The 23107-nt window shown below is 66.7% G+C and carries 18 protein-coding genes; 7 read left to right on the plus strand and 11 right to left on the minus strand.

Features of this window, described 5'->3' with window-relative positions; all coding sequences use genetic code 11:
• Nucleotides 1–58: 58 nt before the first annotated feature.
• On the minus strand, nucleotides 59–2413 hold the full coding sequence (locus ASG62_RS18980; protein ID WP_056697182.1) for an ATP-binding protein: 2355 nt from the start codon (nucleotides 2411–2413) through the stop codon (nucleotides 59–61).
• Nucleotides 2414–2544: 131 nt separating this feature from the next.
• Nucleotides 2545–5193, minus strand: coding sequence for an aminopeptidase N (gene pepN / locus ASG62_RS18985; protein WP_056697188.1), 2649 nt, complete (start codon nucleotides 5191–5193; stop codon nucleotides 2545–2547).
• Between the two features lie 186 nt (nucleotides 5194–5379).
• On the opposite strand from pepN, the gene ASG62_RS18990 reads away from it, so the two are divergent.
• Together ASG62_RS18990 and ASG62_RS18995 are read left to right on the plus strand one after the other, a co-directional pair.
• Entirely contained in the window at nucleotides 5380–7686 is a 2307-nt protein-coding gene (locus tag ASG62_RS18990) for a xanthine dehydrogenase family protein molybdopterin-binding subunit (RefSeq protein ID WP_057180556.1), read from the plus strand.
• A 95-nt stretch (nucleotides 7687–7781) separates the two neighbouring features.
• Nucleotides 7782–8735 carry a DMT family transporter gene (locus ASG62_RS18995; RefSeq protein WP_056697192.1) on the plus strand — a complete coding sequence of 318 codons (954 nt, stop codon included), beginning with the start codon at nucleotides 7782–7784 and terminating at the stop codon, nucleotides 8733–8735.
• A gap of 18 nt (nucleotides 8736–8753) precedes the next feature.
• Here ASG62_RS18995 and ASG62_RS19000 read toward each other — a convergent pair whose 3' ends face one another.
• A complete protein-coding gene (locus tag ASG62_RS19000; protein ID WP_056697194.1) occupies nucleotides 8754–9728 on the minus strand; it encodes an MBL fold metallo-hydrolase in 975 nt (324 codons plus the stop codon).
• A gap of 138 nt (nucleotides 9729–9866) precedes the next feature.
• On the opposite strand from ASG62_RS19000, the gene ASG62_RS19005 reads away from it, so the two are divergent.
• Nucleotides 9867–10109, plus strand: coding sequence for a hypothetical protein (locus ASG62_RS19005; protein WP_056697196.1), 243 nt, complete (start codon nucleotides 9867–9869; stop codon nucleotides 10107–10109).
• An 88-nt stretch (nucleotides 10110–10197) separates the two neighbouring features.
• Here ASG62_RS19005 and ASG62_RS19010 read toward each other — a convergent pair whose 3' ends face one another.
• Together ASG62_RS19010 and ASG62_RS19015 are read right to left on the minus strand one after the other, a co-directional pair.
• Entirely contained in the window at nucleotides 10198–11445 is a 1248-nt protein-coding gene (locus tag ASG62_RS19010; protein ID WP_056697198.1) for an MFS transporter, read from the minus strand.
• A gap of 125 nt (nucleotides 11446–11570) precedes the next feature.
• A complete protein-coding gene (locus ASG62_RS19015; protein ID WP_056697403.1) occupies nucleotides 11571–12437 on the minus strand; it encodes a uracil-DNA glycosylase in 867 nt (288 codons plus the stop codon).
• Nucleotides 12438–12685: 248 nt separating this feature from the next.
• Between ASG62_RS19015 and ASG62_RS19020 the strand changes: the two genes are divergently transcribed.
• Nucleotides 12686–14314, plus strand: coding sequence for an electron transfer flavoprotein-ubiquinone oxidoreductase (locus tag ASG62_RS19020; RefSeq protein WP_056697200.1), 1629 nt, complete (start codon nucleotides 12686–12688; stop codon nucleotides 14312–14314).
• 50 nt (nucleotides 14315–14364) lie between these two features.
• Here ASG62_RS19020 and ASG62_RS19025 read toward each other — a convergent pair whose 3' ends face one another.
• The 3 genes from ASG62_RS19025 to ASG62_RS26720 all read right to left on the minus strand — a co-directional run bounded on the left by ASG62_RS19025 (nucleotide 14365) and on the right by ASG62_RS26720 (nucleotide 17164).
• Nucleotides 14365–15417 (minus strand): endonuclease/exonuclease/phosphatase family protein, encoded by a 1053-nt coding sequence (locus ASG62_RS19025; RefSeq protein ID WP_056697202.1) that lies wholly within the window; start codon nucleotides 15415–15417, stop codon nucleotides 14365–14367.
• A 2-nt stretch (nucleotides 15418–15419) separates the two neighbouring features.
• Nucleotides 15420–16922: an AMP nucleosidase gene (locus tag ASG62_RS19030; protein ID WP_056697204.1), complete on the minus strand. Its 1503-nt coding sequence runs from the start codon at nucleotides 16920–16922 to the stop codon at nucleotides 15420–15422.
• A gap of 89 nt (nucleotides 16923–17011) precedes the next feature.
• Nucleotides 17012–17164, minus strand: a complete 153-nt coding sequence (locus ASG62_RS26720) for a hypothetical protein (RefSeq protein WP_156382251.1) — start codon at nucleotides 17162–17164, stop codon at nucleotides 17012–17014.
• Between the two features lie 171 nt (nucleotides 17165–17335).
• Here ASG62_RS26720 and ASG62_RS19035 point away from each other — a divergent pair, with 171 nt between their 5' ends.
• Complete coding sequence (locus ASG62_RS19035; protein WP_056697205.1) at nucleotides 17336–18040, plus strand: glutathione S-transferase N-terminal domain-containing protein; 705 nt, start codon at nucleotides 17336–17338, stop codon at nucleotides 18038–18040.
• 129 nt (nucleotides 18041–18169) lie between these two features.
• Here ASG62_RS19035 and ASG62_RS19040 read toward each other — a convergent pair whose 3' ends face one another.
• A complete protein-coding gene (locus tag ASG62_RS19040; protein WP_244487640.1) occupies nucleotides 18170–18493 on the minus strand; it encodes a DUF2147 domain-containing protein in 324 nt (107 codons plus the stop codon).
• A 453-nt stretch (nucleotides 18494–18946) separates the two neighbouring features.
• On the opposite strand from ASG62_RS19040, the gene ASG62_RS19045 reads away from it, so the two are divergent.
• The gene (locus ASG62_RS19045; RefSeq protein ID WP_056697207.1) at nucleotides 18947–19222 is read left to right on the plus strand and encodes a hypothetical protein; all 276 of its coding nucleotides are present in this window, start codon (nucleotides 18947–18949) and stop codon (nucleotides 19220–19222) included.
• A 10-nt stretch (nucleotides 19223–19232) separates the two neighbouring features.
• On the opposite strand, the gene ASG62_RS19050 is transcribed toward ASG62_RS19045, so the two are convergent.
• Both ASG62_RS19050 and ASG62_RS19055 read right to left on the minus strand, forming a co-directional pair.
• Nucleotides 19233–20348, minus strand: a complete 1116-nt coding sequence (locus ASG62_RS19050) for a pyridoxal phosphate-dependent aminotransferase (protein ID WP_056697210.1) — start codon at nucleotides 20346–20348, stop codon at nucleotides 19233–19235.
• The gene (locus ASG62_RS19055; RefSeq protein ID WP_056697405.1) at nucleotides 20345–20884 is read right to left on the minus strand and encodes a gamma carbonic anhydrase family protein; all 540 of its coding nucleotides are present in this window, start codon (nucleotides 20882–20884) and stop codon (nucleotides 20345–20347) included. Before ASG62_RS19055 ends, ASG62_RS19050 begins: the two co-directional genes overlap by 4 nt.
• Before the next feature lie 627 nt (nucleotides 20885–21511).
• Between ASG62_RS19055 and ASG62_RS19060 the strand changes: the two genes are divergently transcribed.
• Nucleotides 21512–23008: a porin gene (locus ASG62_RS19060; protein WP_056697212.1), complete on the plus strand. Its 1497-nt coding sequence runs from the start codon at nucleotides 21512–21514 to the stop codon at nucleotides 23006–23008.
• The last annotated feature ends 99 nt before the right edge of the window (nucleotides 23009–23107 follow it).

Consider the following 23107-nt stretch of genomic DNA (forward strand, 5'->3'; position numbering starts at 1 on the left):
TTGCTCGTTACGAAGGCGAAACGAAAAGAAACGGTCGTTTCGCTCTCGTAACGGCGCCTCATGCGACTCGGGTGGCGGCCAGCGGTTCGGCGAGAACGGGGTGGCGGCAGTCGAGCGGCATGCGGATCGAGACGACGGTGCCGTGGCCGACGCGCGAGGTGATGCGCATGCGCCCGCCATGCAGCTCCACGAGCGAGCGCGCGATGGCAAGGCCGAGGCCGGTGCCCTTGTGGGTGCGCGTCAATTCGTTCTCGACCTGCTCGAAGGGCTTTCCGAGAGACTGGAGCGAGGCCTTCGGGATGCCGATCCCCGTATCGGAGATCGACACGAACGCGGCGTCCTCGCAGACTCTGGCCCGCACGCGGACCTCGCCGTTCGTGCCGGTGAACTTCACGGCGTTGGCGAGGAGGTTGAGGAGGATCTGCTTGGTCGCTCGGCGGTCGGCGAAGAGCATGAGCTGCTCGGGGCCTTCCGAGCGTATCCGAAGGTCCTTCTTGGCCGCCTGGACTTCGACGATTTTGGTGGCTTCCGTGACGATCTCGGAGAGATCGATCTGCTCCTCGGCGAGGATGAGCCGTCCCGCCTCGATCTTCGACATGTCGAGAATGTCGTTGATGAGCTTCAGGAGATAGTGGCCGCTGTCGTGGATGTCGGAGGCGTATTCGGTGTACTTGCCGCAGCCGAGAGGGCCGAAGGAGCCTTCGCGCATGATCTCGGAAAAGCCGATGATCGCGTTCAGCGGCGTGCGCAGCTCGTGGCTCATATTGGCGAGGAAGGTCGTCTTGGCGCGGTTCGCGCCCTCGGCGCGCTCCTTTTCGCCGATGTAGCTCGCGTTCAGCTCGGTCAGCTGGCGGGCCTTGGCTTCGGCGTCGCGGCGCGAGCTGGAAAGGTCGTTGATCGTCGCCATCAGCCGGCGCTCGCTGTCGCTGAGCCGTTCCTGGTGAACCTTCAGCTGCGTGACGTCCGTGCCGATCGAGACGTAGCCGCCGTCGTTCGTGGTGCGCTCGGAGATCTGGAGCCAGCGCCCGTCGGCGAGCATCGCTTCCATGACGCGCTCGCCTTCGACGAAGCTCGGGCTGGTGATCTGCTTCAGGCCGATCGGCTTGCGCGAGCGGGCGAGCACGTCCTCGTAGAGCGTGCCCGGCCGCACATCCTCGTCGGAGAGGCCGAAGACCTCCTGATAGCGGTGGTTGCAGAGGACGAGCTTGTTCTCGCAGTCCCAGAGAACGAAGCTTTCGGAAATGTTCTCGACCGCGTTCTGAAGGCGCGTGTTGGCCTCGTCCGTCCGGCGCACGAGAGCGTGCTGCTCGGTCACGTCGACCGCGACGCCGATGAGGTGCACGTCGTTGCCGGCCGTGCGCGTCACCTCGGCGCGCGCGCGCAGCCAGATGTAGGAGCCGTCGGAGCGGCGCATGCGGAAGGAGCGGTCGAGATTGCCGATCCGGCCGGAGGCGACGGAGCGGGCGACCTCGAAGAGGCTGCCGTCGTCGGGGTGCATGAGATGGGCGATGTCGCCGAAGGACAGGACGCCGTCCTTGGCCGGCATGCCGAGGATCTCGTACATGGAGCGCGACCAGTACATCCGGCCACGCGCCAGATCCCAGTCCCAGAGGCCGCATCGGCCGCGCGAGAGGGCGGTGTCCACCCGCTGGTGGGCGACGAGATAGAGCGCGTCGGCCTCGCGGGCGCGCATCGCCTGCCGGAAGTAGGCGTAGAGGATGACGAGCATGATGAGGCTCGTCAGGGCGAACATCGTGACGTTCACCGAGACGCTGCGGCGCCAGTCGGCGAAGAGCTGGGCCTTGTCCTCGATGATCGTGATCGATCCGAGCGGTCCGCCGAGCGTGGCATTGGCCACGTAGACGGCGCGCCCGTCGAAGAGGGTGGAGAGAACGCCGGCGCGCTCGCCGAACATGATGAGCGGCTGGACGCTTGCCAGAAGCTCGTCGAGATTGCGGCCGAGATAGCGCTCGTAGCCGGGAGCCGCCGCGATCACTGCGCCGTCGGGATCGGTGATCAGGGCGAAGAGGCCCTCGTCGTTGAAGCCGTTCGGAATGGCGCTCGTCAGAAGCGCGCTGCCCTGCTCCTCGGCCGTCAGATCGCCGGTCGAGAGAGCGGCCTGCTCGGCCCGCATGAGGCTCGCGCCCAGCATGAGATGCCGCGTCGAGGTTTCCTCGATGAAGGTGCGCTCTTCCATCAGGGCTATGAAGCGCGCGAGCGCCAGGATCGCGAGAAAGGTGACGATGAGAACCGGAATGGCCCGCCGGAGAGCCGGCTCGGCGTTCAACAGGGTCTGGTAGGACGGCCGGGCCAGCCATTTGGCCAGTCCGACGATCTCTTCACGTGCTTTCAGCAGGCTCTCGATTCGAGACAAACGTCCCCCTGCCGGCACGCTCGACGCGTCCGCCTTCATCCCACCGCCCTTTGATTGACCCCGATCGATTCGGCACGCCGCACATCCGAATCGATTGCAATTGATCAGAGGCGAATCGCCTTGTCCAGGGCTTGCCGGGGCGTGGACTCCGGGAGTTCCTTAGAGTCAATTCAGCTCAAGGATCTGTCCACAATGTCGCGCAGATCGACGGAAAGATTTGTCTTTCCAGCGAGTTCGACGAGGGTCGAACGGGCGGTCTCGCGCCGTCCCGCCTCGAAACAGCGCCAGGACCGGAACGCCGTCGCGATACGCGCCGCGATCTGAGGATTCAGTTCGTCGAGGGACTGAATCATTTCCGCCACCCAGGCGTACCCCGCGCCGTCCGCGCGGTTGAAGCCGACCTGATTGCCGGCCGCGAAAGCGCCGATCAGCGACCGCGCGCGATTGGGATTGGCGAGGTTGAACTTCGGATGGGCGGCCAGCGACCGGACGCGCGCCAGAGCGCCCTCGAAGGGCGCCGTCGCCTGGAGCGTGAACCACTTGTCGATGACGAGGGCGTTGTCCTCGAAGCGCGCGTAGAAGTCGGCGAGCGCCGCGTCCGTCTCGGGCGCCTCGGGGAAGCGATGGGCGAGGACGGAAAGGGCGGCGAGCCGGTCGGTCATGTTGCCGGCCTTCGCATAGGCGTCTGCGGCCGTCTTAGGGCTCCCCTCGGCCGCGACGATGAAGTCGAGCAGGACGTTGGCGAGCGCGCGGCGTCCGGCGCTGGCCGCATCCGGCGAGAAGGCTCCCGCGTCGATGAGCCCTTCCCGCAAGGCGCGGAAGCGGTCGAGACCGCGCTGGCCCGTGCTGCGCACGACCTCGCGGCGCGCCACATGGATGGCGTCGGGATCGACATTGTCTCCGAGGAGACGCGCGATGTCGGACTCGCTGGGAAGGGCCAGGGCCTGCGCCCGGAGCGCGGGGTCGAGCGCCTCGTCGCCGGCCGTGGCCACCAGAGCGTCCGCGACGGCCGCGTCGAACTCGATCTCGCCGCCGCCCCTGGCCGAGCGCGTCGCCCGCTCCAGAGCCTCGCCGACGAGATCGGAGAGCGCGCGCCAGCGGTTGAAGGGATTGGTGTCGAGCCGGGCCAGCGCGAGCCGGTCGGAATCGCGCTGGCGGAACTTCAGATCGACCGGCGCCGAGAAGTCGCGCAGCACCGAGAGATAGGGCCGCTCGGAGAGGCCCTCGAAGACGACCGTCTCCTCCGCCTCGCGCAGATGGATCACGTCGCCCTCGACCTCCGCGCCCGCGGCGGGCTCGGCATCCATGTCCTGCCCGTTCGAGCCGACGAGGCCGAAGCGGATGGGAATGTGCATCGGCGCCGTCCCCGTGCCGGCCGGTCCCGGCTTCAGCGCCTGGGCGAGCTTCAGCGTCAGGCGGCCGGCGGCCTCGTCGAAGCTCTCCTCGACGGTCAGGGTCGGGGTGCCGGCCTGATGATACCAGAGGGAGAACTGCCCCAGATCGGTGCCGCTCGCCTCTTCGAAGCAGCGGATGAAGTCCTCGATCGTCGCGGCGTCGCCGTCATGGCGCTCGAAGTAGAGATCCATGCCCGCGCGGAAGTCCTCGCGGCCGAGGATCGTCGCGATCATGCGCACGAGCTCGGCGCCCTTGTCGTAGATCGTCGACGTGTAGAAGTTCGAAATCTCGCGATAGGTCGAGGGGCGGACGGGGTGCTGGAGCGGTCCCTGGTCCTCGGGGAACTGATGGGCCTTCAGCCCGCGCACGGAGGAGATGCGCTTGACCGGAGCCGAGCGCTCGTCGGCCGTGAACTCCTGGTCGCGATAGACGGTCAGGCCTTCCTTCAGGCAGAGCTGGAACCAGTCGCGGCAGGTGATGCGATTGCCCGTCCAGTTGTGGAAATATTCGTGCGCGATGACCGTTTCGACACCGGAATAATCCGCGTCCGAGGCCGTGTTCGGGTCGAGCAGGACGTATTTGTGGTTGAAGACGTTGAGGCCCTTGTTCTCCATGGCCCCCATGTTGAAATCCGAGATGGCGACGATGTTGAACACGTCGAGATCGTATTCGCGGCCGAAGCGGCGCTCGTCCCAGACCATCGAGCGCTTCAGCGCATCCATGGCGTAGAGCGATTCGTGGGCGCGGCCCTTCTCGGTGTAGATCGCGAGATCGACCTTGCGGCCGCTCATCGTGGTGAAATGGTCGTCCAGCCGGTCGAGATCTCCGGCGACGAGGGCGAAGAGATAGGAGGGCTTGCGGAAGGGATCGTCCCAGACCGCGAAGTGGCGCCCGCCGTCGAGCGGGCCGTGCTCGCCGGGATTGCCGTTGGAGAGGAGCACGGGCGCTTCCGCCTTGTCCGCCTCGATCCGCACGCGGTAGGTCGCGAGCACGTCCGGCCGATCGTAGAAATAGGTGATGCGCCGGAAGCCTTCGGCCTCGCACTGCGTGCACCAGACGCCGTTCGAGCGGTAGAGGCCCATCAGCTTGGTGTTCGTCTCCGGCCGGATGCGCGTCTTGACGCCCAGCCGGAACGTGCCGTTCTCGGGCAGGCCGCGCACGACGAGCCGGTCGGGCGTTGCCTCGTAGCGGCCGGGCTCCAGGGCCTCGCCGTCGAGCGTCACGCCTTCCAGGACGAGGTCGTCGCCGACGAGGTCGATCGGCGCCTCCGCCGAGACGCCGTCGCGGCGCTCCAGCGTGAACAGCGCGTCCACTTCGGTCTCGCCGGCGAAAAGCCGAAAGGTCAGGCCGACATCGTGGACATCGAAGTCGGTCGGCCGGTAGTCTTCGAGGCGGATCGGCTGTCCCTGATCGGTGCGGAGCATCGCGGCATTCCTTGAATGGTCGAAAGGTTCGTTACAGCCTCTAGACCTGCCCGAGGGGTTTGCCAAACGCGCGCCGGGACCGGCATAGGTTAAAGCTCGACGCATCCGGCCTTGCGCCATAAATGATAAGTGATCCTGCCTTAGAGCGCGCGGTCCCGCGTGCCGCTCCGGTTCTCGAGGTTTCCGATGACGATCATGACTCCGAAGTTCGGCCTGGGAGCCTCCGTTCTTCGCAAGGAGGACGACGCTTTCATCCGCGGGCTCGGCCGCTACACGGACGACGAGACGCGCGAGGGCCTGCTCCATGCCGTCGTGGTGCGCTCGCCCCATGCGCATGCCAGCTTCACGATCGGCGATCTTTCGGCCGCGCGCTCGGCGCCGGGCGTGCGCCTCGTCCTCACCCACGAGGACATTCCCGAGATCGGCGATCTGCCCTGTCAGGCCAAGGCCAAGCAGGCGGACGGCACGCCGATGGAGGCGCGGGACACGCCCGTTCTCTGTCGCGGGATCGTGCGCCATGTCGGCGACGCCGTCGCGTTCCTCGTCGCCGAGTCCGCGACTGCAGCCCGGGATGCCGCCGAACTCGTCGAGATCGACTACACGCCGCTGCCCGCCGTCGGCGATCTCGGTGTCGCGATCCGCGATGGCGCGCCGCTCGTCTGGGGCGACCGGGCCGGCAATCTGGCGGGCCGGCTCCACGAGGGCGACCGGGCGCGCACCGAGACGGCCTTCCTGAACGCGGCGCATGTCTCCTCGGTGCGGCTCGTGCAGAACCGGCTCGTCTGCAACTACATGGAGGTGCGCTCCGCGATCGGCGAATACGATGCCGAGACGGGCAAGTATCTGCTGACGACCGGCAGCCAGGGCGTCCACGGCATGCGCGACACGCTGGCCGAGGCCGTGATGAAGGTGCCGGCGGATCGCATCCGCGTCGTCACGCGCGATGTCGGCGGCGGCTTCGGCACCAAGGCCTTTCTCTACCGCGAGCACGCGCTGGTGCTCGTCGCGGCCGAGCGCCTGGGCCGGCCGGTCAAATGCACGGCGGACCGCTCCGAGCATTTCGTCTCGGACACGCATGGCCGCGACAACATCGTCACCGCGCACATGGCGATGGACGAGGAGGGGCGCTTTCTCGCGCTGAAGATCGATCTGGCCGCCAATCTCGGCGCCTACACGTCGCAATACGGACCGATGATCCCCTGGTTCGGCATGTCGATGGCGACCGGCCTCTACGACATCCAGGCGATCGACGTGGATGCCAAGCTCTACTTCACCAACACGGTCGCCGTGGACGCCTATCGCGGTGCCGGGCGGCCGGAGGCGGCCTATCTCATCGAGCGGCTGGTGGACGAATGCGCCGTCGATCTCGACCTGCCGCGCGAGGAAATCCGCCGCCGCAACTTCATCCGGCCGGACCAGCTTCCCTACAAGACGCCGCTCGGGCGGCTTTACGACACCGGCGACTTTTCCGGCCATCTGGCGGAGGCGCTGCGCCAGTCCGGGTGGAGCGACTTCGAGACGCGGCGCGCAGCGGCCAATGAGGACGGGCGGCTTCGGGGCATCGGCCTTGCCACCTATGTCGAGGCCTGCGCCTTTCCCGGCTCAGAGCCCGCCTATGTCGAGCTGAAGGAAACGGGCCGCGTCGAGCTGAAGATCGGCACGCAGTCGAACGGGCAGGGGCACGCAACCGCCTATGCGCAGTTCGTCGCCGAGGCGCTCGATCTCGACTACGACGCGATCGACGTTCGCCAGGGCGATACCGACGACACGCCGACCGGCGGCGGCACCGGCGGCTCGCGCTCCATTCCGCTCGGCGCGGTCTCCGTGCGGCGGGCGAGCGAGGGGCTGGCCGATAAGCTGAGGAAGCTTGCGGCGGACGAGCTGGAGACGGCGGCGGCCGATATCGAGCTGTCCGGCGGCACGGCGCGCGTCGTCGGCACCGACCGGTCGATCGACTTCGCCGGGCTCGCGGCGGCCGCCAAGAGCGAGGACCAGCTGAAGGCGGTCGGCGAGTTCAAGCAGACCGAGGCGACCTATCCGAACGGGACGCATGTCTGCGAGGTCTCGATCGATCCCGAGACCGGCCATGTCGCGGTCGAGCGCTATGTGATCGTCGACGATTTCGGCGTGACCGTGAATCCGATCCTGCTCGCCGGCCAGATCCATGGCGGCGTCGCCCAGGGGATCGGACAGGCGCTGACGGAAAACGCGGTCTACGACGCGGACGGGCAGCTCGTCACGGCGAGCTTCATGGACTACCAGATGCCGCGCGCGGAGGACTTTCCGTTCTTCGAGTTCCGCACCCGCAACGTGCCCTCCACGACGAATGCTCTGGGAATCAAGGGCGCGGGCGAGGCCGGGACGATCGGCGCCGCGCCCGCCGTGATGAACGCGGTGGCGGATGCCCTGCGCTCGGCGGGCGCCCGGCCGGTGGATATGCCGGCGACGCCGATGCGCGTATGGGAAGCGTTGCAGGCCGCCGGTTCGAGGTGAACCGGCAGAGACGAACCGCCCGACCGGGCGCCGGGGCACGCTCCGGCTGAACGACCGCCGGCCGCTGACGATGCGAGCCGGGGCGAAGGCATGAGATGGACAAGGCCACCGGCGGCGCGAAGCCGCATCACGACCCGCTGCGCGGCATCGGGCTGAAGGTCCTGTCCGTCGTCATCTTCGTCGGCATGCAGACCTCGATCAAGATGGCGGGCACCGGAATTCCGGCGGGAGAGATCGTCTTCTTCCGGTCCTTCTTCGCGCTCGTTCCCGTCTGCATCTACCTCGCCTGGCTGGGCGATCTGAAGACCGCGCTCCACACCGACGATCTCGCCGGCCACTTCTGGCGCGGCACGATCGGCGTCACCTCGATGGGGCTCGGCTTCTTCGCGCTGACGCGGCTGCCCTATCCCGAATGGATCACGATCTCCTACGCCTCGCCGCTCCTCACCGTCGTCTTCGCGGCGGTGTTTCTGAAGGAGGTGGTGCGGCTCTACCGATGGAGCGCGGTCGTCGTCGGGCTCGTCGGCATCCTGGTGGTCTCGCTGCCCAACCTCTCGCTGCTTTCCGAGGGCGTCTCCAGCGAGCACGGGATCGGCATGGCGGCCTCGCTCCTGGCCGCGGCGGTCGCGGCCGTGGCGATGATCCAGATCCGGCGGCTCGTACGCACGGAGAAGACGGCGACGATCGTCGTCTACTTCTCGCTGACATCCTCCGCGATCGCTCTCCTGTCGCTTCCCTTCGGCTGGGTCTGGCCGAGCGCGCAGCAGGCGGCCTATCTGATCTTTGCCGGCCTTTGCGGCGGCGTCGCCCAGCTTCTCCTGACCGCCTGCTACCGCTATGCCGACGCCTCCACGATCGCGCCCTTCGAATACACGTCGATGATCTTCGCCATCGTCATCGGCGCGACGCTCTTCGGTGAGGCCGCGAGCGCCACGACCTTGGCGGGCGGCGCCATCGTCATCTCGGCCGGCATCTTCATCATCGTCCGGGAGCACCGCCTCGGCATCCAGCGCGCCAAGGCCCGCAAGGTGGCCTCGCCGCAAGGGTGAGCGGCGGTTCGGGCCGGATCAGAGGGAGACGTGCTCGCCCGGCCGCATCGGCTGAAAGCGCGACCCATCGAGGCCGGCGGCGTCGAGGGCTGCGGCGAGGTCGGCCACCGGCTGTTCCAGCCCCTCGTCGGACAGATTGAACGTCCCCCAGTGGAAGCCGAGGGCCCGGGCGGCGCGCACATCTTCGAGGATCTGCACGGAGTCCGCCGGGGAGGCATGCTGATCGCCCATGAACCAGCGCGGCTCGTAGGCGCCGATCGGAAGCAGGGCGAGATCGAACCCGCCGAATGTTTCGCCGATCGCGCGAAAGATGCTGCCGTCGCCGTAGCCCGTGTCGCCGGAATGGTAAAGGCGCCGCTCGGCCGTCTGGATGACGAAGCCGCTCCAGAGGGCCATGCGGCGGTCGCGAATGCTGCGAGCGGACCAGTGGTTCGCAGGCGTGAAAACGGCGTTGACGCGATCGGAGAGGGCGACCGTTCCGCCCCAGTCTCCGACCGTCGTCTCGGCTCCCTCGATCGCGCGGCGAAGGATCGTGTCGTTGCCGAGAGGCGTGACGAAGCGGGGACGATGCGCGGCCTGTAGCCGACGAAGCGTGTCGAGGTCCATATGGTCGTAATGGTTGTGCGTCAGAAGAACCGCATCGATCGGCGGCAGATCTTCGAAGGCGATGCCCGGCGGGTCGATCCGCTTGGGGCCGATGCGTCGGAAGGGGCTGACGCGTTCCGACCAGACGGGATCGAAGAGAATGTTGAACCCCGCCACCTGCAGCAGGAAGGACGCATGCCCGACGAAGGACAGCCGAAGCGCCTCGGAGCGCTGCGGCGGGCGATCCGGCGGCAGGGCGGCGCGGCCCTTCGGCCATGGCTTCGCCTCTCCCGCCATTCGCCAGCGCAGGACCGTGCGCAGGGATTTGTCGGAGGATTTCCCGCTGTTGGAAAATCGAAGGCCGTCGAAATGATCCGTGACGGGGCCGGTGTAGTAAGGGTTTTTCATGGTCCCATGTCGTCACGAGGCGCGGCCGAAAGCCAGCGCTCCGCGCAGCGGCAAATCTCTTCGGCGGTGGAACCAATATCACGCTTCCGTGTTTCGACGCCACGCTGGAATGGTCCGGCTCGGATTACGGGTGTTGATATGGGTAGAGTTCTTGGCATTCTGGTCGCCATCGTGGTCGTCGTCGGCGTCGTCGGATATTCCCTCGGCTATTTCACGGTCACGCAGACCCAGGAGGGCTCTCTGCCCAACGTGAGCGTCACCGGCGGCAGCCTGCCGAAGGTCGATGTCGACGCGCCCGACGTGTCCGTCGGCACCGAGACGAAGACGATCGAAGTTCCGAAGGTCACGGTCACGCCGCCGGCCGCCGCGCCCGCCAACTGAGCGGATCGCCGAAACGTTCGAACGATCGACGGCCCCGCGAGGGGCCGTTTTTCGTTCGAGAGCCGAGCGCGTTCGACGCTTGCGACCGTCAGCCGATCTCCGGCTCTTCCTTGGCGCGGGGATCGAGCGAGAAGGAGGCCGGCGTCTGGGTGCGGGCGAGGGGCGTCTGCTGGAAGTCGGCGCGCTCGCTGGCCAGAGGCGCCTGGCGGCGGAAGGTGCGATAGAAGGCGTAGCCGGCGAAGATCGCGTGGGCTGTGCCGGTCGCAGCGAAAATGCCGGAGGGGCCGAAGGTCTCCATCAGCCAGGCGGCCAGCAGCGGTCCGCCCATCGTGCCGAAGCCGTAGAGGATGAGAAGGCCGCCCGAGACCTTCACGAAGTCCTCCGGCCGCGCATAGTCGTTGGCATGGGCGACGGTCAGCGAGTAGGCGGGGTAGATCACGCCGCCCAGCGCGAAGGCGATGACGAAGAGGGTCAGCGGGTTGTCGCTGGACAGCGTCATCGCCGTCAGCGCGATGGCGACGCCGAAAAGGCCGGCGCCGGTCATCACGATGCGCCGGTCCAGCCGGTCGGACAGGCGCCCCAGCGGATATTGGCAGACGATGCCGCCGGCCATGGTCGCCGCCAGAAGCGTCGCGATCTCGGCGTTGGAGAAGCCGCTGCGCTGGCCGAAGACCGGCGACATGTTGTTCCAGGAGCCGGAGAGGACGCCCGCCAGGAAGACGCCGACGGCGGCGGCGGGCGAATTGCGGAAGATGCCCTTCAGATCGAGCGAGGCCTGCTTCAGGGGCTTGGGGGCCGGCGCCTGCGACAGCGAGGTCGGAATGACGGCCAGAGCGAAGAGGATCGCGCCGATCATGAAGGGGGTCGTCAGCGCCGGGTCGGTCAGCGGCATGATGTACTGGCCGCCCATCATCGCTGACATCGAGACGATCATGTAGACCGAGAAGATCTTGCCCCGGGTTTCGTTCGTCACGCGCTCGTTCAGCCAGCTTTCGATGATCATGTAGCTGCCGGCGAGCGCGAAGCCCATCAGCCCGCGAACGAAGATCCAGGCGAAGGGCGAGACGATCAGGCCGAAGAGGAGGCCGGCGATGACCAGCGTCGCGCAGAGGCTGGAGAAGGTCTTCACATGCCCCGCGCGCCGGACGATCTGCGGCACGACGAGGCAGCCGATCGTGAAGGCCACGGCATAGCCGGTGCCGAGAAAGCCGATCTCGTAGGTCGACCAGCCCTCCAGCGAGCCGCGCACCGGCAGGACGATGCCCAGAAGCCCCGCGCCCGCCATCAGGAAGAAGGTCGAGCAAAGAAGCGAGACGATCGGGAGGATCACGGACATGGAACGACCTTCCGGAAACGCGGAGCGCGCATCGGCTCGGGCAGGGACTGCACCCCGTCCTATCAGGGGCGGGCGGCGCGGCCGCTTCGCTTTACGACGGGGTGTGGCGGAAACCGCCGCCGGCTTCAACCCGCAGCGTTCAGCCGCTCGCGAAGCGCCAGGAGATCGGTCCAGGCCAGGCGCTTCTGCGCGGGGTGATTGAGAAGATAGGTCGGATGCAGCATCGGCAGGACCGGCACGGCCTCGTCCGGCAGGATGCCGAAGCTATAGGTCTGCCAGCGTCCGCGCAGCCGCGCGATGTTGCCCTCGCTGCGCAGCAGCATGCGCGGCCCCAGCATGCCGAAGGTGACGATCGCCTTCGGCCGGACGAGTTCGACATGGCGGGCGAGGAAGGGCAGGCAGATCTCGATCTCGGCAGGCGTCGGCACGCGTCCGCCCGGCGGGCGCCAGGGCAGGGCGGCGGCCAGCCGCACGGCCGACCGCTCCAGGCCGATCGCCGCCAGCATGCGCTCCAGAAGCGTGCCGGCGCGTCCGGCGAAGGGCGCGCCCGCCATGTCCTCGTCGCGCTCCGGCGCCTCGCCGATGATCATCAGCGTCGCATCCTCCGGCCCCTCGCCGAAGACGAGATGCCGGGCGGCGAGTCTCAGGTTGCAGCCTTCGAAGGCGGCGAGCGCGGCCTGCAGTTCGCCGAGCGTCGATGCCGAGCGGGCGCGCTCGCGCGCATCGGCAACGGCGACGTCGTCGGGAACCACGGTCCGCTGCGGCGCGGCCGGCGGCGGCGCGAGCGCGGTCTCGCGGCGCGGGGCCTCTTCGGCGGTCGGGCGCTCGGCGCTCCTCGCCGCCGGCCGGCGGGATGCGCTTTCGGCGGCCGTCTCGGCGAAACGATCGCGCGGCGCGTCTTCTAAAATGACATCGACGCCGGCCTGCGCATACCAGTCGAGGAGCGCGGCCAGCGCGTCTCGTGCGGTATGGGTCTCTCGGGCGTCGCTCATGAGGCTCGACATAGCGCATCCCGGCGTCCCGCGCGACCGCTGCCGCGCGTCTGCCGGACCCTCGTGTTAAACCTGCTTTATCCCATATGCGACGTCTTGCGCCCGATCCGCACCTTCGAAACTTTCTAGACTTGCGCTACAGCTGATTGACGTGCACGTCAAAATTGGTAGGCGTTGGCAGCCTGGCAGGGAGAGGGATCGGCAACTTGAACACGACCGCAGCAGAGAGCTTGCCCGAGCGCGAGGCGATGGAGTTCGACGTGGTGATCGTCGGCGCGGGGCCGGCGGGACTTTCGGCCGCCATCCGGTTGAAGCAGCTCGATCCCGAACTGACCGTCGTCGTCCTGGAAAAGGCGGCCGAGGTCGGCGTGCACATCCTCTCCGGCTGCGTGCTCGATCCGTCCGCTCTCGACGAGCTTCTGCCCGAATGGCGCACGGAGGAGACGCCGATCCGCCAGCCGGTCACGGAGGATCGCTTCTACGTCTACGGCGCCCATGGCGGGGTGCGGCTGCCCAATCTGTTCATGCCCAAGCTCATGGACAACCATGGCAATTACGTCGTCTCGCTCGGCCTCGTCTGCAAATGGCTGGCGGAAAAGGCCGAGGCGCTCGGCGTCGAGATCTATCCGGGCTTCGCGGCCACGGAGCTCCTGACCGACGAGTCCAATGCCGTGATCGGCGTCGCGACCGGCGATATGGGCATCGAGCGCAACGGCGAGCCCGGCCCGAACTACCAGCGCGGCATGGCGCTGCTCGGCAAATACGTGATGATCGGCGAGGGCGTGCGCGGCTCGCTCGCCAAGCAGCTCATCCGCGACTTCGGCCTTTCGGAGGGCCGCGATCCGCCGAAGTTCGGCATCGGCATCAAGGAGCTTTGGGAGATCGACCCGGCCAAGGCCAAGCCCGGCCTCGTGCAGCACTCGTTCGGCTGGCCGCTGGATCTCTCCACCGGCGGCGGCTCCTTCCTCTATCACCTCGAAAACAATCAGGTCTATGTCGGCTTCGTCGTCCACCTGAACTACAAGAACCCCTATCTCTCGCCCTTCGACGAGTTCCAGCGCTTCAAGACCCATCCCGACATCGCCGAGCTTCTGGAGGGCGGCAAGCGCCTTGCCTACGGGGCGCGCGCGATCACGGAGGGCGGCTACCAGTCGGTGCCCAAGCTCGTCTTCCCCGGCGGCGCCCTGATCGGCTGCTCCGCCGGCTTCGTGAACGTGCCGCGCATCAAGGGCGTGCACAACGCCATGGCCTCGGGCTGCCAAGCCGCCGCCGCCGCCGCCGCCGCCATCGCGGAAGGGCGCTCGCACGACCGGCTCCATGCCTACGAGAACGGTTGGCGCGCCTCCTCGATCGGGCAGGACCTGAAGCGCGTTCGCAACGTCAAGCCGCTCTGGTCGAAGCTCGGCACCGTCTTCGGCGTCGCGCTCGGCGGTCTCGACATGTGGACGAACCAGCTCTTCGGCTTCTCCTTCTTCGGCACGCTGAGCCATGGCAAGTCGGATCATGCCTCGACGGAGCCGGCGGCCCGGCACAAGCCCATCGTCTATCCGAAACCCGACGGGAAGCTGACTTTCGACAAGGCCTCCTCGGTCTTCCTGTCGAACACCAATCACGAGGAGGACCAGCCGGTGCATCTCCTCGTCAAGGACATGGGGCTGCAGAAGCGCTCCGAGCACGACGTCTATGCCGGGCCGTCCCAGCGCTACTGCCCGGCCGGCGTCTACGAGTGGCTGGAGACGCCGGATGCCGAGCCGGTCTTCGTGATCAACGCGCAGAACTGCGTCCACTGCAAGACCTGCGACATCAAGGACCCCAACCAGAACATCACCTGGGTTCCGCCCCAGGGCGGCGAGGGGCCGGTCTATCAGACGATGTGAAGGCGGGTCGCGGATGCGACAGAGGCGAGGATAGCCGGCCGTGGGGCCTGCTATCTCAAATCAAACGGTCCTTCGTCAGGGCTCGTCGGTATCAGACCCACGCTCTGCACCTCGGGCTCGGCCGATTTCGGAAACGGAATCGCGAAGCTGACGAGAACCGGCGAATGGTCGGACGCGGTCGCCTCCGGGCGCTTGGTGGACAGGACGACGATCTCGTTGGAAACGAGGACGTTGTCGATCGGCAGGCCAAGGCGCCGCCGAAGTCCGTCGGGCATGAAGGCCGGCGCATAGGTCGGCCCGATGCCGGCGACGACCCGCAGGGCGGCCGCCGCGGCATAGACGCGGATCGCGGCGGACCAAGGCGCGGCGTTGAAGTCGCCGCCGATGACGAGCGGTGTCGCCAATTTCCCGAGAGCGGGAGAAACGCGCTCGATCTGGCTCCATTGCCGGCCGGGATAGGGCCAGCGCAGGTGCTGCGCGCCCACCGTGACGGGATGGCCGTCGAAGTCCACGACGCGCGCCTCGAAACTGGCCTTCGGCTCGCAGACGGAGCGTACCCCTTCCACGAACGGTCGTCGCGACAGGATCGCGACATCGCCCATCGCGTCGCCCGGCGAGCAGTAGGATTGATACGGGTAGCGGTCCGAAATCGTCTCGAAGGCGGTTTGCCAGGAGACCGTCATCTCCTGCAGCGTCACGACGTCCGGATCGAGATCGAGAATGCGACGGATCGCCTGCTGCTTGTCCTCGGTATCGTATCGAAGATTCATCTGGAGCAGCGTGTAGCGCGGCATGCTCGCGGGCAGAACGCCTGCGGCTTCGCCTTGCGGCAGCACGAGCGGCAGCGTGGAGGAAAGGCCGAGAGCCGCCGCAAGGGCGGCTGCGAAGGCCGCGAGGAAGAAGCGGTGCAGGCTCAGCGCCAAGGCGAGCAGGACGAGGGCCGCGGCGAGGTGCGCGCGAAATTGCCCGAGCGTGTCCAGCAGCGGAACGCTCTCGCCGAAGAAGCCCGCCACGACGGCGAAGGCCGTGGCGAAGCCGGCCGCGACGAGCGCGGCGTCGAAGCGGCGCGCGCGAGGCGTCGCAGGTCTCGGCGGGGCGGCCACGTCTACTGGAAGGCCGTTTCGAAGAAGGAGCGGAGCTTTCGCGAGTGCAGGCGCTCGGGCGCCATGCCGGCCAGCTTCTCCATCGCGCGGATGCCGATTCGCAGATGCTGCGAGACCTGTCGCTTGTAGAAGTCCGTCGCCATGCCCGGCAGCTTCAGCTCGCCATGCAGCGGCTTGTCGGAGACGCAGAGCAGCGTTCCATAGGGCACGCGGAACCGGAAGCCGTTGGCTGCGATCGTCGCCGATTCCATGTCGAGCGCGACGGCGCGCGACTGCGACAGGCGCTCCACCGGCTCGGTCTGGTCGCGCAGCTCCCAGTTCCGGTTGTCGATCGTGGCGACCGTGCCCGTGCGCATGATCTTCTTCAGCTCGTAGCCGGAGAGGCCCGTGATCTCGGCCACCGCCTCCTCCAGCGCGATCTGCACCTCGGCGAGCGGCGGGATCGGCACCCAGACCGGAAGGTCGGCGTCGAGGACGTGATCCTCGCGCACATAGGCATGGGCAAGCACGTAGTCGCCGAGCTCCTGGCTGTTGCGCAGGCCGGCGCAGTGCCCGAGCATCAGCCAGGCATGGGGCCGGAGCACCGCGACGTGGTCGGTGATCGTCTTGGCGTTGGACGGGCCGACGCCGATATTGATCATGGTGATGCCCGACCCGTCCTCGCGGATCAGGTGATGGGCCGGCATCTGCGGCAGGCGCAGGGGAGCGAGCCCCCGCTCGGGCTCGGCCGCGCCGGACAGCGTCACGAGGTTTCCGGGCTCGACGAAGGACGTGTAGCCGCTATCGCCGCGCGCCATCAGCTCGCGCGCCATCATGGCAAATTCGTCGACATAGAACTGGTAGTTCGTGAAGAGGACGTAGTTCTGGAAATGAGCCGGGCTCGTGGCCGTGTAGTGCGCGAGGCGGTGCAGCGAATAGTCGATGCGCTGCGCCGTGAACGGGGCCAGCGGCAGCGGCTCGTCCGCGCCGGGGCGGAAGTTGCCGTTGACGATCCTATCGTCCGTCGAGGCGAGATCGGGCACGTCGAAAATGTCGCGTAAGGGCTTGTCCAGGCGCTCGGCGGCGGTGCCGTCGACATAGATGCCCTCGGGAAAGGCGAAGTGCAGCGGGATCGGCGTGTCGCCGTCGCCGATCGAGACCGGCTGGGCATGATTGCGGATCAGGAGCGCGATCTGCTCGGTCAGGTAGCCTTCGAAGAGATCGGGGCGCGTGATGTTGGCGGCATAGCGGCCGGGGCCCGGCACATGGCCGAAGGCGAGTCGCGAATCGACGCGGCCATGGCTGTCCGTCACGAGCGTGATCTGCGGATAGAAGGCCCGGTAGCGCTTCGACGTGTCGCCGCTTTCCAGCACCTCCTCGAAGCGCGTGGACAGAAAGCCGACGGCGCGATCGTAGAGCCAGCGAAGCTCGGCCACGGCCGCTTCGGCATCATCGAAGAGGCGGCCGGGCGTCGGCTCCGGCGTGATGAAATGGGGGGTGATCCTGGCCTGGAAGAGCTCCGTCATCGCTCTTCCTTAATCGCCCCCGACGACCAGAGGAAGACGGCGGAGCGAAAACCCGCGCTTCACTCCAACAAGGAATAGGCGGCGCCCGGTCAGCGTCCCGCGCAGACCAGACCCTGGTCGAGACAGGATGTACCCGACGGCGCGAAGGAGGCATGCGAGGGCCGCGTCGATTCGACGAGCCCGGCCATGGACACGGCGAAGAGGGCGAACAGCGTGGCGACGACAGTCAGGCGGGCGATCATCGGGAAAACCTCCGTGCGAGCGCCGCCATTTTACGAGGGCAAGATGATCCCAGGCTGACGCGGCCGTTCAGCCGCCGTTCGAAATCCTGAACGATGCGTAAACGGCATTCGGCTGGCGTCCACGCCGCGGAACGCTAGATTCCGTCGCCCCGCCGATCAGGAGAAACCCACATGACCGAGCAGACCCAGCCGATCGAACTCCACTATTGGCCGACGCCCAACGGCTGGAAGATCTCCATCATGCTGGAGGAGCTCGGCGTTCCCTACGATGTCCGATACGTCAATATCGGCACGGGCGAGCAATTCGAGCCGGCTTTCCTCAAGATCGCGCCGAACAACCGGATGCCGGCCATCGTCGACCCGGAAGGGCCGGGCGGCCAGCCGATTTCGGTCTTCGAATCCGGCGCCATCCTGCAATATCTCGGCCGCAAGTTCGGACGGTTCTACCCGGGCGACGAGCGGGCACGCGTCGCGGTGGACGAGTGGCTGTTCTGGCAGATGGGCGGGCTCGGGCCGATGGCCGGACAGGCGCATCACTTCCGCCAATATGCGCCGGAGAAGATCGCCTACGGCATCAACCGCTATACGAACGAGGTGAACCGCCTCTACGGCGTGATGAACCGGCGGCTCGAAGCCAACGCCTATCTCGGCGGCGCCGAATATTCGATCGCGGACATGGCAGCCTTCGGCTGGATCGTGCCCCACGAGAACCAGGGCCAGAACCTCGACGACACGCCGCATCTTAAGCGCTGGTTCGAGGCAGTGAAGGCCCGCCCCGCCGTGGAGCGCGGATTGGCGGTCGGCCGGGATTATCGGAAGAACATCGCCGAGGACAAGGACGCTCAGGCCATCCTGTTCAACCAGCGCGCACGTTGAACGCCGGGCCCGTCGCCCTCGCCATGAGGGGGCGACGGACCGCGTTTTCTCGATCGGCCGAGCGCCGACGCGGCTCCACGGCCGTCTCGACGGGAACGTGGAGCCTCTTTTACCGGATCGTGGTGGTTTTTACTGCTTCTTCCAGGTCTGCGTCTTGCAGAAGACCTTCAGAGCGCAGCCGGTCAGCTTCAAGGAGGCGCCGTTCACTTCGGCGCTGCCGGCATAGGTCCTGTCGGCTTCGGGGTCGGTGATCTCGCCGGAATAGGAGCCGCCGGTGCCGCTCATTTTGCCGATCTGCTTGCCCTTGAACTTGCCGGTCACGATCGTGATGCAGTAGGCGCCGCCGCAAGAGGCGATGTTCGCCGTCTCGCCGCTCGCCGTGGTCCAGGCGCCGGCGACCGGCTCCGCCGCCTGCGCGCCGATCAGGCCGGCCAGAACCAAGCCGGCGGCCATCGAAAATCGTCTCATCCCACGCTCCCATGTCGATAAGGGCGGCAGCTTGGCTGCTCTATCTTCCCTTAACGTAAGCGTAATCCCACCATCCGGGGAATCCAAGCGCAAAGATGGGATTTCGCGATGGATCGCCGCGTGAATCTCGCCCGGATCTCTGCGCACTGGCAGAGTTTCCCGCGGTCTCGACGTCGCAGCCTATCGCTCGAATGGTTAGACGTGGTTTCCGAGGTGTTGAGGGCCGGTTTGCTGAATCAAAACTTGCAACTCTGCCAAAGCCTGGAGTTGTGGGCCTTTCGGCGAGCGTTTGCCGAAGTCTTACCGAACTCTCTCCAAGGTGTTTAGCGCAAATTAGCCTTGCATTTTAGCGAGTTGTTGAAAGGCTCAGGGCACTCTCAGGTCATCGAAACAGAGCCGGCGACGCTGCCGGCCCGAAACCGGAAGGACCTTAAGTCCATGGCACGCTTCGAACTCCTCGACCCCGAAATGGCCACCGCCGGCTCCACCTCCGGTTCGGCGTCCGGCGACATCCTCTTCGAGATGGGCCTTCGCTGCGCCTCCGGGCGCAACGGCAAGATCGACCTCGTTTCCGCGCACATGTACTTCAATCTCGCCGACCGCAACGGGGCGGAAGACGCCGCCTATCACCGCCAGGAAGTCGCCTCCCAGATGACGAAGTCCGACGTCGCCAAGGCCCTGCGCGCCGCCCGCGACTGGCTGACGCTTCACTGAGCCGTCTCGATCAGAGGTCCGAGATCGTCTCGATCAGTGCCGTGCGGAAGAGCGAGAGGTCAGCCTCGCGCCCGACGGTCACCCGGATCAGCCGATCCAGCGGCGCCACCATCGGCTTGCGGATGAAGACTCCGCGCCGGATCACGCCCTCCAGCACCGAAGCGGCATAGGCGCCGTCCCGCCCGCAATCGATCGCGACGAAGTTCGTCGCCGATGGCAGCGCCCGAAATCCCGCTTCCTCCGCGATGCTCCCCAGATGGAGTCGCGCCTCGCCGATCTGCCGGAGCGTTTCCCGAAGATAGGCCCCGTCCTTCAAAGCCGCGACCGCGCCGGCCTGCGCCATGCGCGAGACGCCGAAGTGATTGCGCACCTTGTCGAAGGCCGCGACCGTTTCCGGCCGGCCGAAGACGAAACCGACCCGCACGCCCGCCATGCCATAAGCCTTGGAGAAGGTGCGGAAACGCAGGACGTTCGCCCGAAGGAACGAGGCGGGCGGCAGCACGCCCTCCGGCGCCATGTCGCCATAGGCTTCGTCGAGCACGAGGATCGTCTCCTCGGGCAGGGCGTCCGCGAAGGCCATGACCGCGTCCGCCCCATGCCAGGAACCCGTCGGATTGTCGGGATTGGCGAGATAGATCAGCTTCGGCTTCAGCTGCTGCGCCGCATCCAGCAACGCGGCCAGATCCTCGCTGTCGTCCCGGTAGGGCACGGTGTGGAGAACGCCGCCGCGCCCCGCGACATGGAAGTTGAAGGTCGGGTAGGCGCCGAGCGAGGTCAGGACCGCATCGCCCGGACCGACCGCGAGATGCACGAGATTGCCGAGCAGCCCGTCGATCCCTTCGCCCACCGCGATATGATCGGCTTCGAGCCCGAGATGCTCGGCCAGCGCCGCTTTCAAAGCACCGAGTTCCGGATCGCCGTAGGCCCAACTTTCCCCGGCCGCGCGCGCCATCGCCTCGACGACACGAGGCGAGGGGCCGAAGACGCTCTCGTTCGCCCCGAGCCGAGCCTTGAAGGCCACGCCCATGCGCCGTTCGAGAGCTTCTGGCCCGACGAAGGGCACGGTCGCCGGCAGCGAGCGCGCCAGAGGCGTGAACAGAGCGGGGCCTTGATTGGTCGGCGTCATGACGCGGGATCGATTCGCTTCAGCCCCGTCGCGAAACGTCTGGCATTCTCGACGTAATGCGCCGCCGAGACCTTGAGGGCGCCTCGCGCGGCCTCGTCCAACTCGCGCACCGGCTTTGCCGGCGAGCCGACGATGAGCGATCCCGGAGCGAAGACCTTGCCCTCCGTCACCAGCGCGTTCGCGCCGACGATGGAATCGCGCCCGATCCGGGCGCCGTTCAGGATTGTCGCGCCCATGCCGACGAGGACGTTCTCCTCGATCGTGCAGCCATGGACGATCGCGCCGTGTCCGATCGTGCAGCCGGCGCCGATCGAGAGCGGCGAGCCGGGATCGCTGTGGAGCACCGCATTGTCCTGGATATTGGTGTCGTCGCCGATCTCGATCGTCTCGTTGTCGCCGCGCAGGACCGCGCCGAACCAGATTCCGACGTTTCGGCCCAGCCGAACCCGCCCGATGACCCGCGCCCCATCCGCCACGAAGGCGCTGCCGTCCGCGGGAAGTTCGGGCGCCTGCCCGTCGAGTTCATAGAGAGCCATGCGCATCCTCGTTTCGGGCGGCGAGATTGCTTCACCGACCGGGGGGAATCAAGGCAGGTCCGATGGCGTCGGGCCGGTTGCCATGAATGCTCCGATCGGCGAGCGACCGCTGCGGGATGCGCCTCTCTATTCCACGAGCGAGCGTCGCCGAGCGCGCTTGCCGCTTGGCCTACACGCGGACGTCCGACCATCGGCGCCCGCACGGCGCCTGTCTTCATGTCGCCGGGTTTCCGCCACGCTCGCCCGTCGCATCGTGCGATTCCGGATGCTTGATTCGAAATTCACGGCGCCCCACCCTCGCCATGCGCTCGTCGAAATCTCTCCGGAACGCACCCGATTGAGGCCACAAACGCCGGGAATTCAGCCTCGGTTAAGCCTCGATTAACGAAGGTTACCGGACGGTAAATAGAAACGTGTCATTCCAGTCACACGGGTGTGTCCAAACCGCTCTCAGGGCCCCGAACCCGTGTTTCAGCGATTGCGTCGGAGGCAGGGCTCGATAAAGGTGGCGTCAGAAAGAACGCGGTCAGTGCTTCGGGCTTTCGACGCAGGGGATGGGGCAGGGAAGGCTTTGCCCTTCATAACAAGGCCCAACCCTAACCTATTAACTTGACTGGAGGTCAGGACATGAACATTAAGAGCCTTCTTCTCGGCTCCGCGGCGGCTTTCGTCGCTGTTTCCGGTGCCCGCGCTGCCGACGCAGTCGTTCAGGTCGAGCCCGAGCCGGCTGAATACGTCCGCATCTGCGACACCTACGGCACCGGCTTCTTCTACATCCCCGGCACCGAGACCTGCCTCAAGGTTGGCGGCTACGTCCGTATGCGCCTCGAAGCGCAGGACAACACGACCAACAACGACATCGACCTCGACAACCTGAACAGCGCTTCCGGCGCTGCTGGCACGATCGTTTTCTCGGACGGCTCTTCTTCGGCTGTTGGTGGTGTGACGGGCAACGTTCCCGGCTTCTTCATCCGGGGCAACGGCAACGACGACTACAACGTCGGCAGCCGCGTTCGTGCTCGCGTCGAGTTCGACGCCCGCGAAGAGACCGAGCTCGGCATGCTCCGTTCGTTCATCCGCCTTCAGGCGACGAACAACGCCGCTACCAACTCCGGCCAGGGCACGATCAACAACGGCGTCGGCATCGACCAGGCTTACATCCAGCTCGGTGGTCTGACGATCGGCAAGCTCGACTCGCTCTGGGCCGAGCGTGACGGCCTCTTCACCGACAACGACTGGTCGGTCGGCGATCTCGGCACCAACCGCATCTCCTACACCTTCGCCGTTGCCGGCTTCACGGCTGCCGTGTCGGTCGAAGACGATGGCTCGGGCGACTTCGTTCCCGACGTCGTCGGTCAGCTCGCCTACGAAGGCGGCTGGGGCGAGGCCTACGTCTCTGGCGTCTACGACGAGCAGAGCAACATCGGCGGCATCGGCCGTTCGGCTGGCGGCACGGGTGCTTTCAACTACGCGATCCCGTCCTATGCCAACACCTTCATCGTCGACTCGTCGGCTGCTGCTGGCTTCCAGCCCGGCTTCGCCACCCTCTACAACGGCGATCTGAACGACTCGGATGACGGCGCTTTCGCTCTGAAGGCCGGCGTCACCCTCAAGGACCTGATCATGGCCGGTGGCCAGTTCAAGGTTGAAGGTCACTACGCTTTCGATCCGACGGTTTACGCCGGCGACACGGGCGGCAACTACATCGTTCCCGGCGGCGCGTTCCGCGGCCAGGGCATCTTCACCGGTGCGGGCGCTGGTGCGCTCCCGACGGTCGTCAACCTGACCTCGACGCAGTCCTACAACCTCGTCAGCGAGTGGCAGGTTGGTGCTGGTTACCAGCAGCAGCTCGACAAGCTCTTCCTGGCCGTCTCCGGCGTTTACGGCGAGACGTTCGACCTCAAGCAGAGCGTCAACACCGTCACCAACGGCGTTTCGACTGTTTCGACCTTCAACCTCGGCAATGCCGAGTACTGGGGCGTTGCCGGCAACGTCGGCTACAACATCACCTCGAACTTCTCGGTTCTGGGCGAAGTTTCCTACCGCGAGGTCGACCTTCCGTCCTCGATCAGCAACGACCTCGACACGACCGCTGGTTTCGTCGAGTTCAAGCGCACGTTCTAATCGGATCACTCCGATCGAATCAGGGAGGCCCGGCGGCAACGCCGGGCCTTTCTTCGTTTTGGGTTGTTTCGCAGCGATGCAGGCGGTCTCCGACCGTCG

The organism is Aureimonas sp. Leaf427 (assembly GCF_001425485.1).
Lineage (GTDB): Bacteria > Pseudomonadota > Alphaproteobacteria > Rhizobiales > Rhizobiaceae > Plantimonas.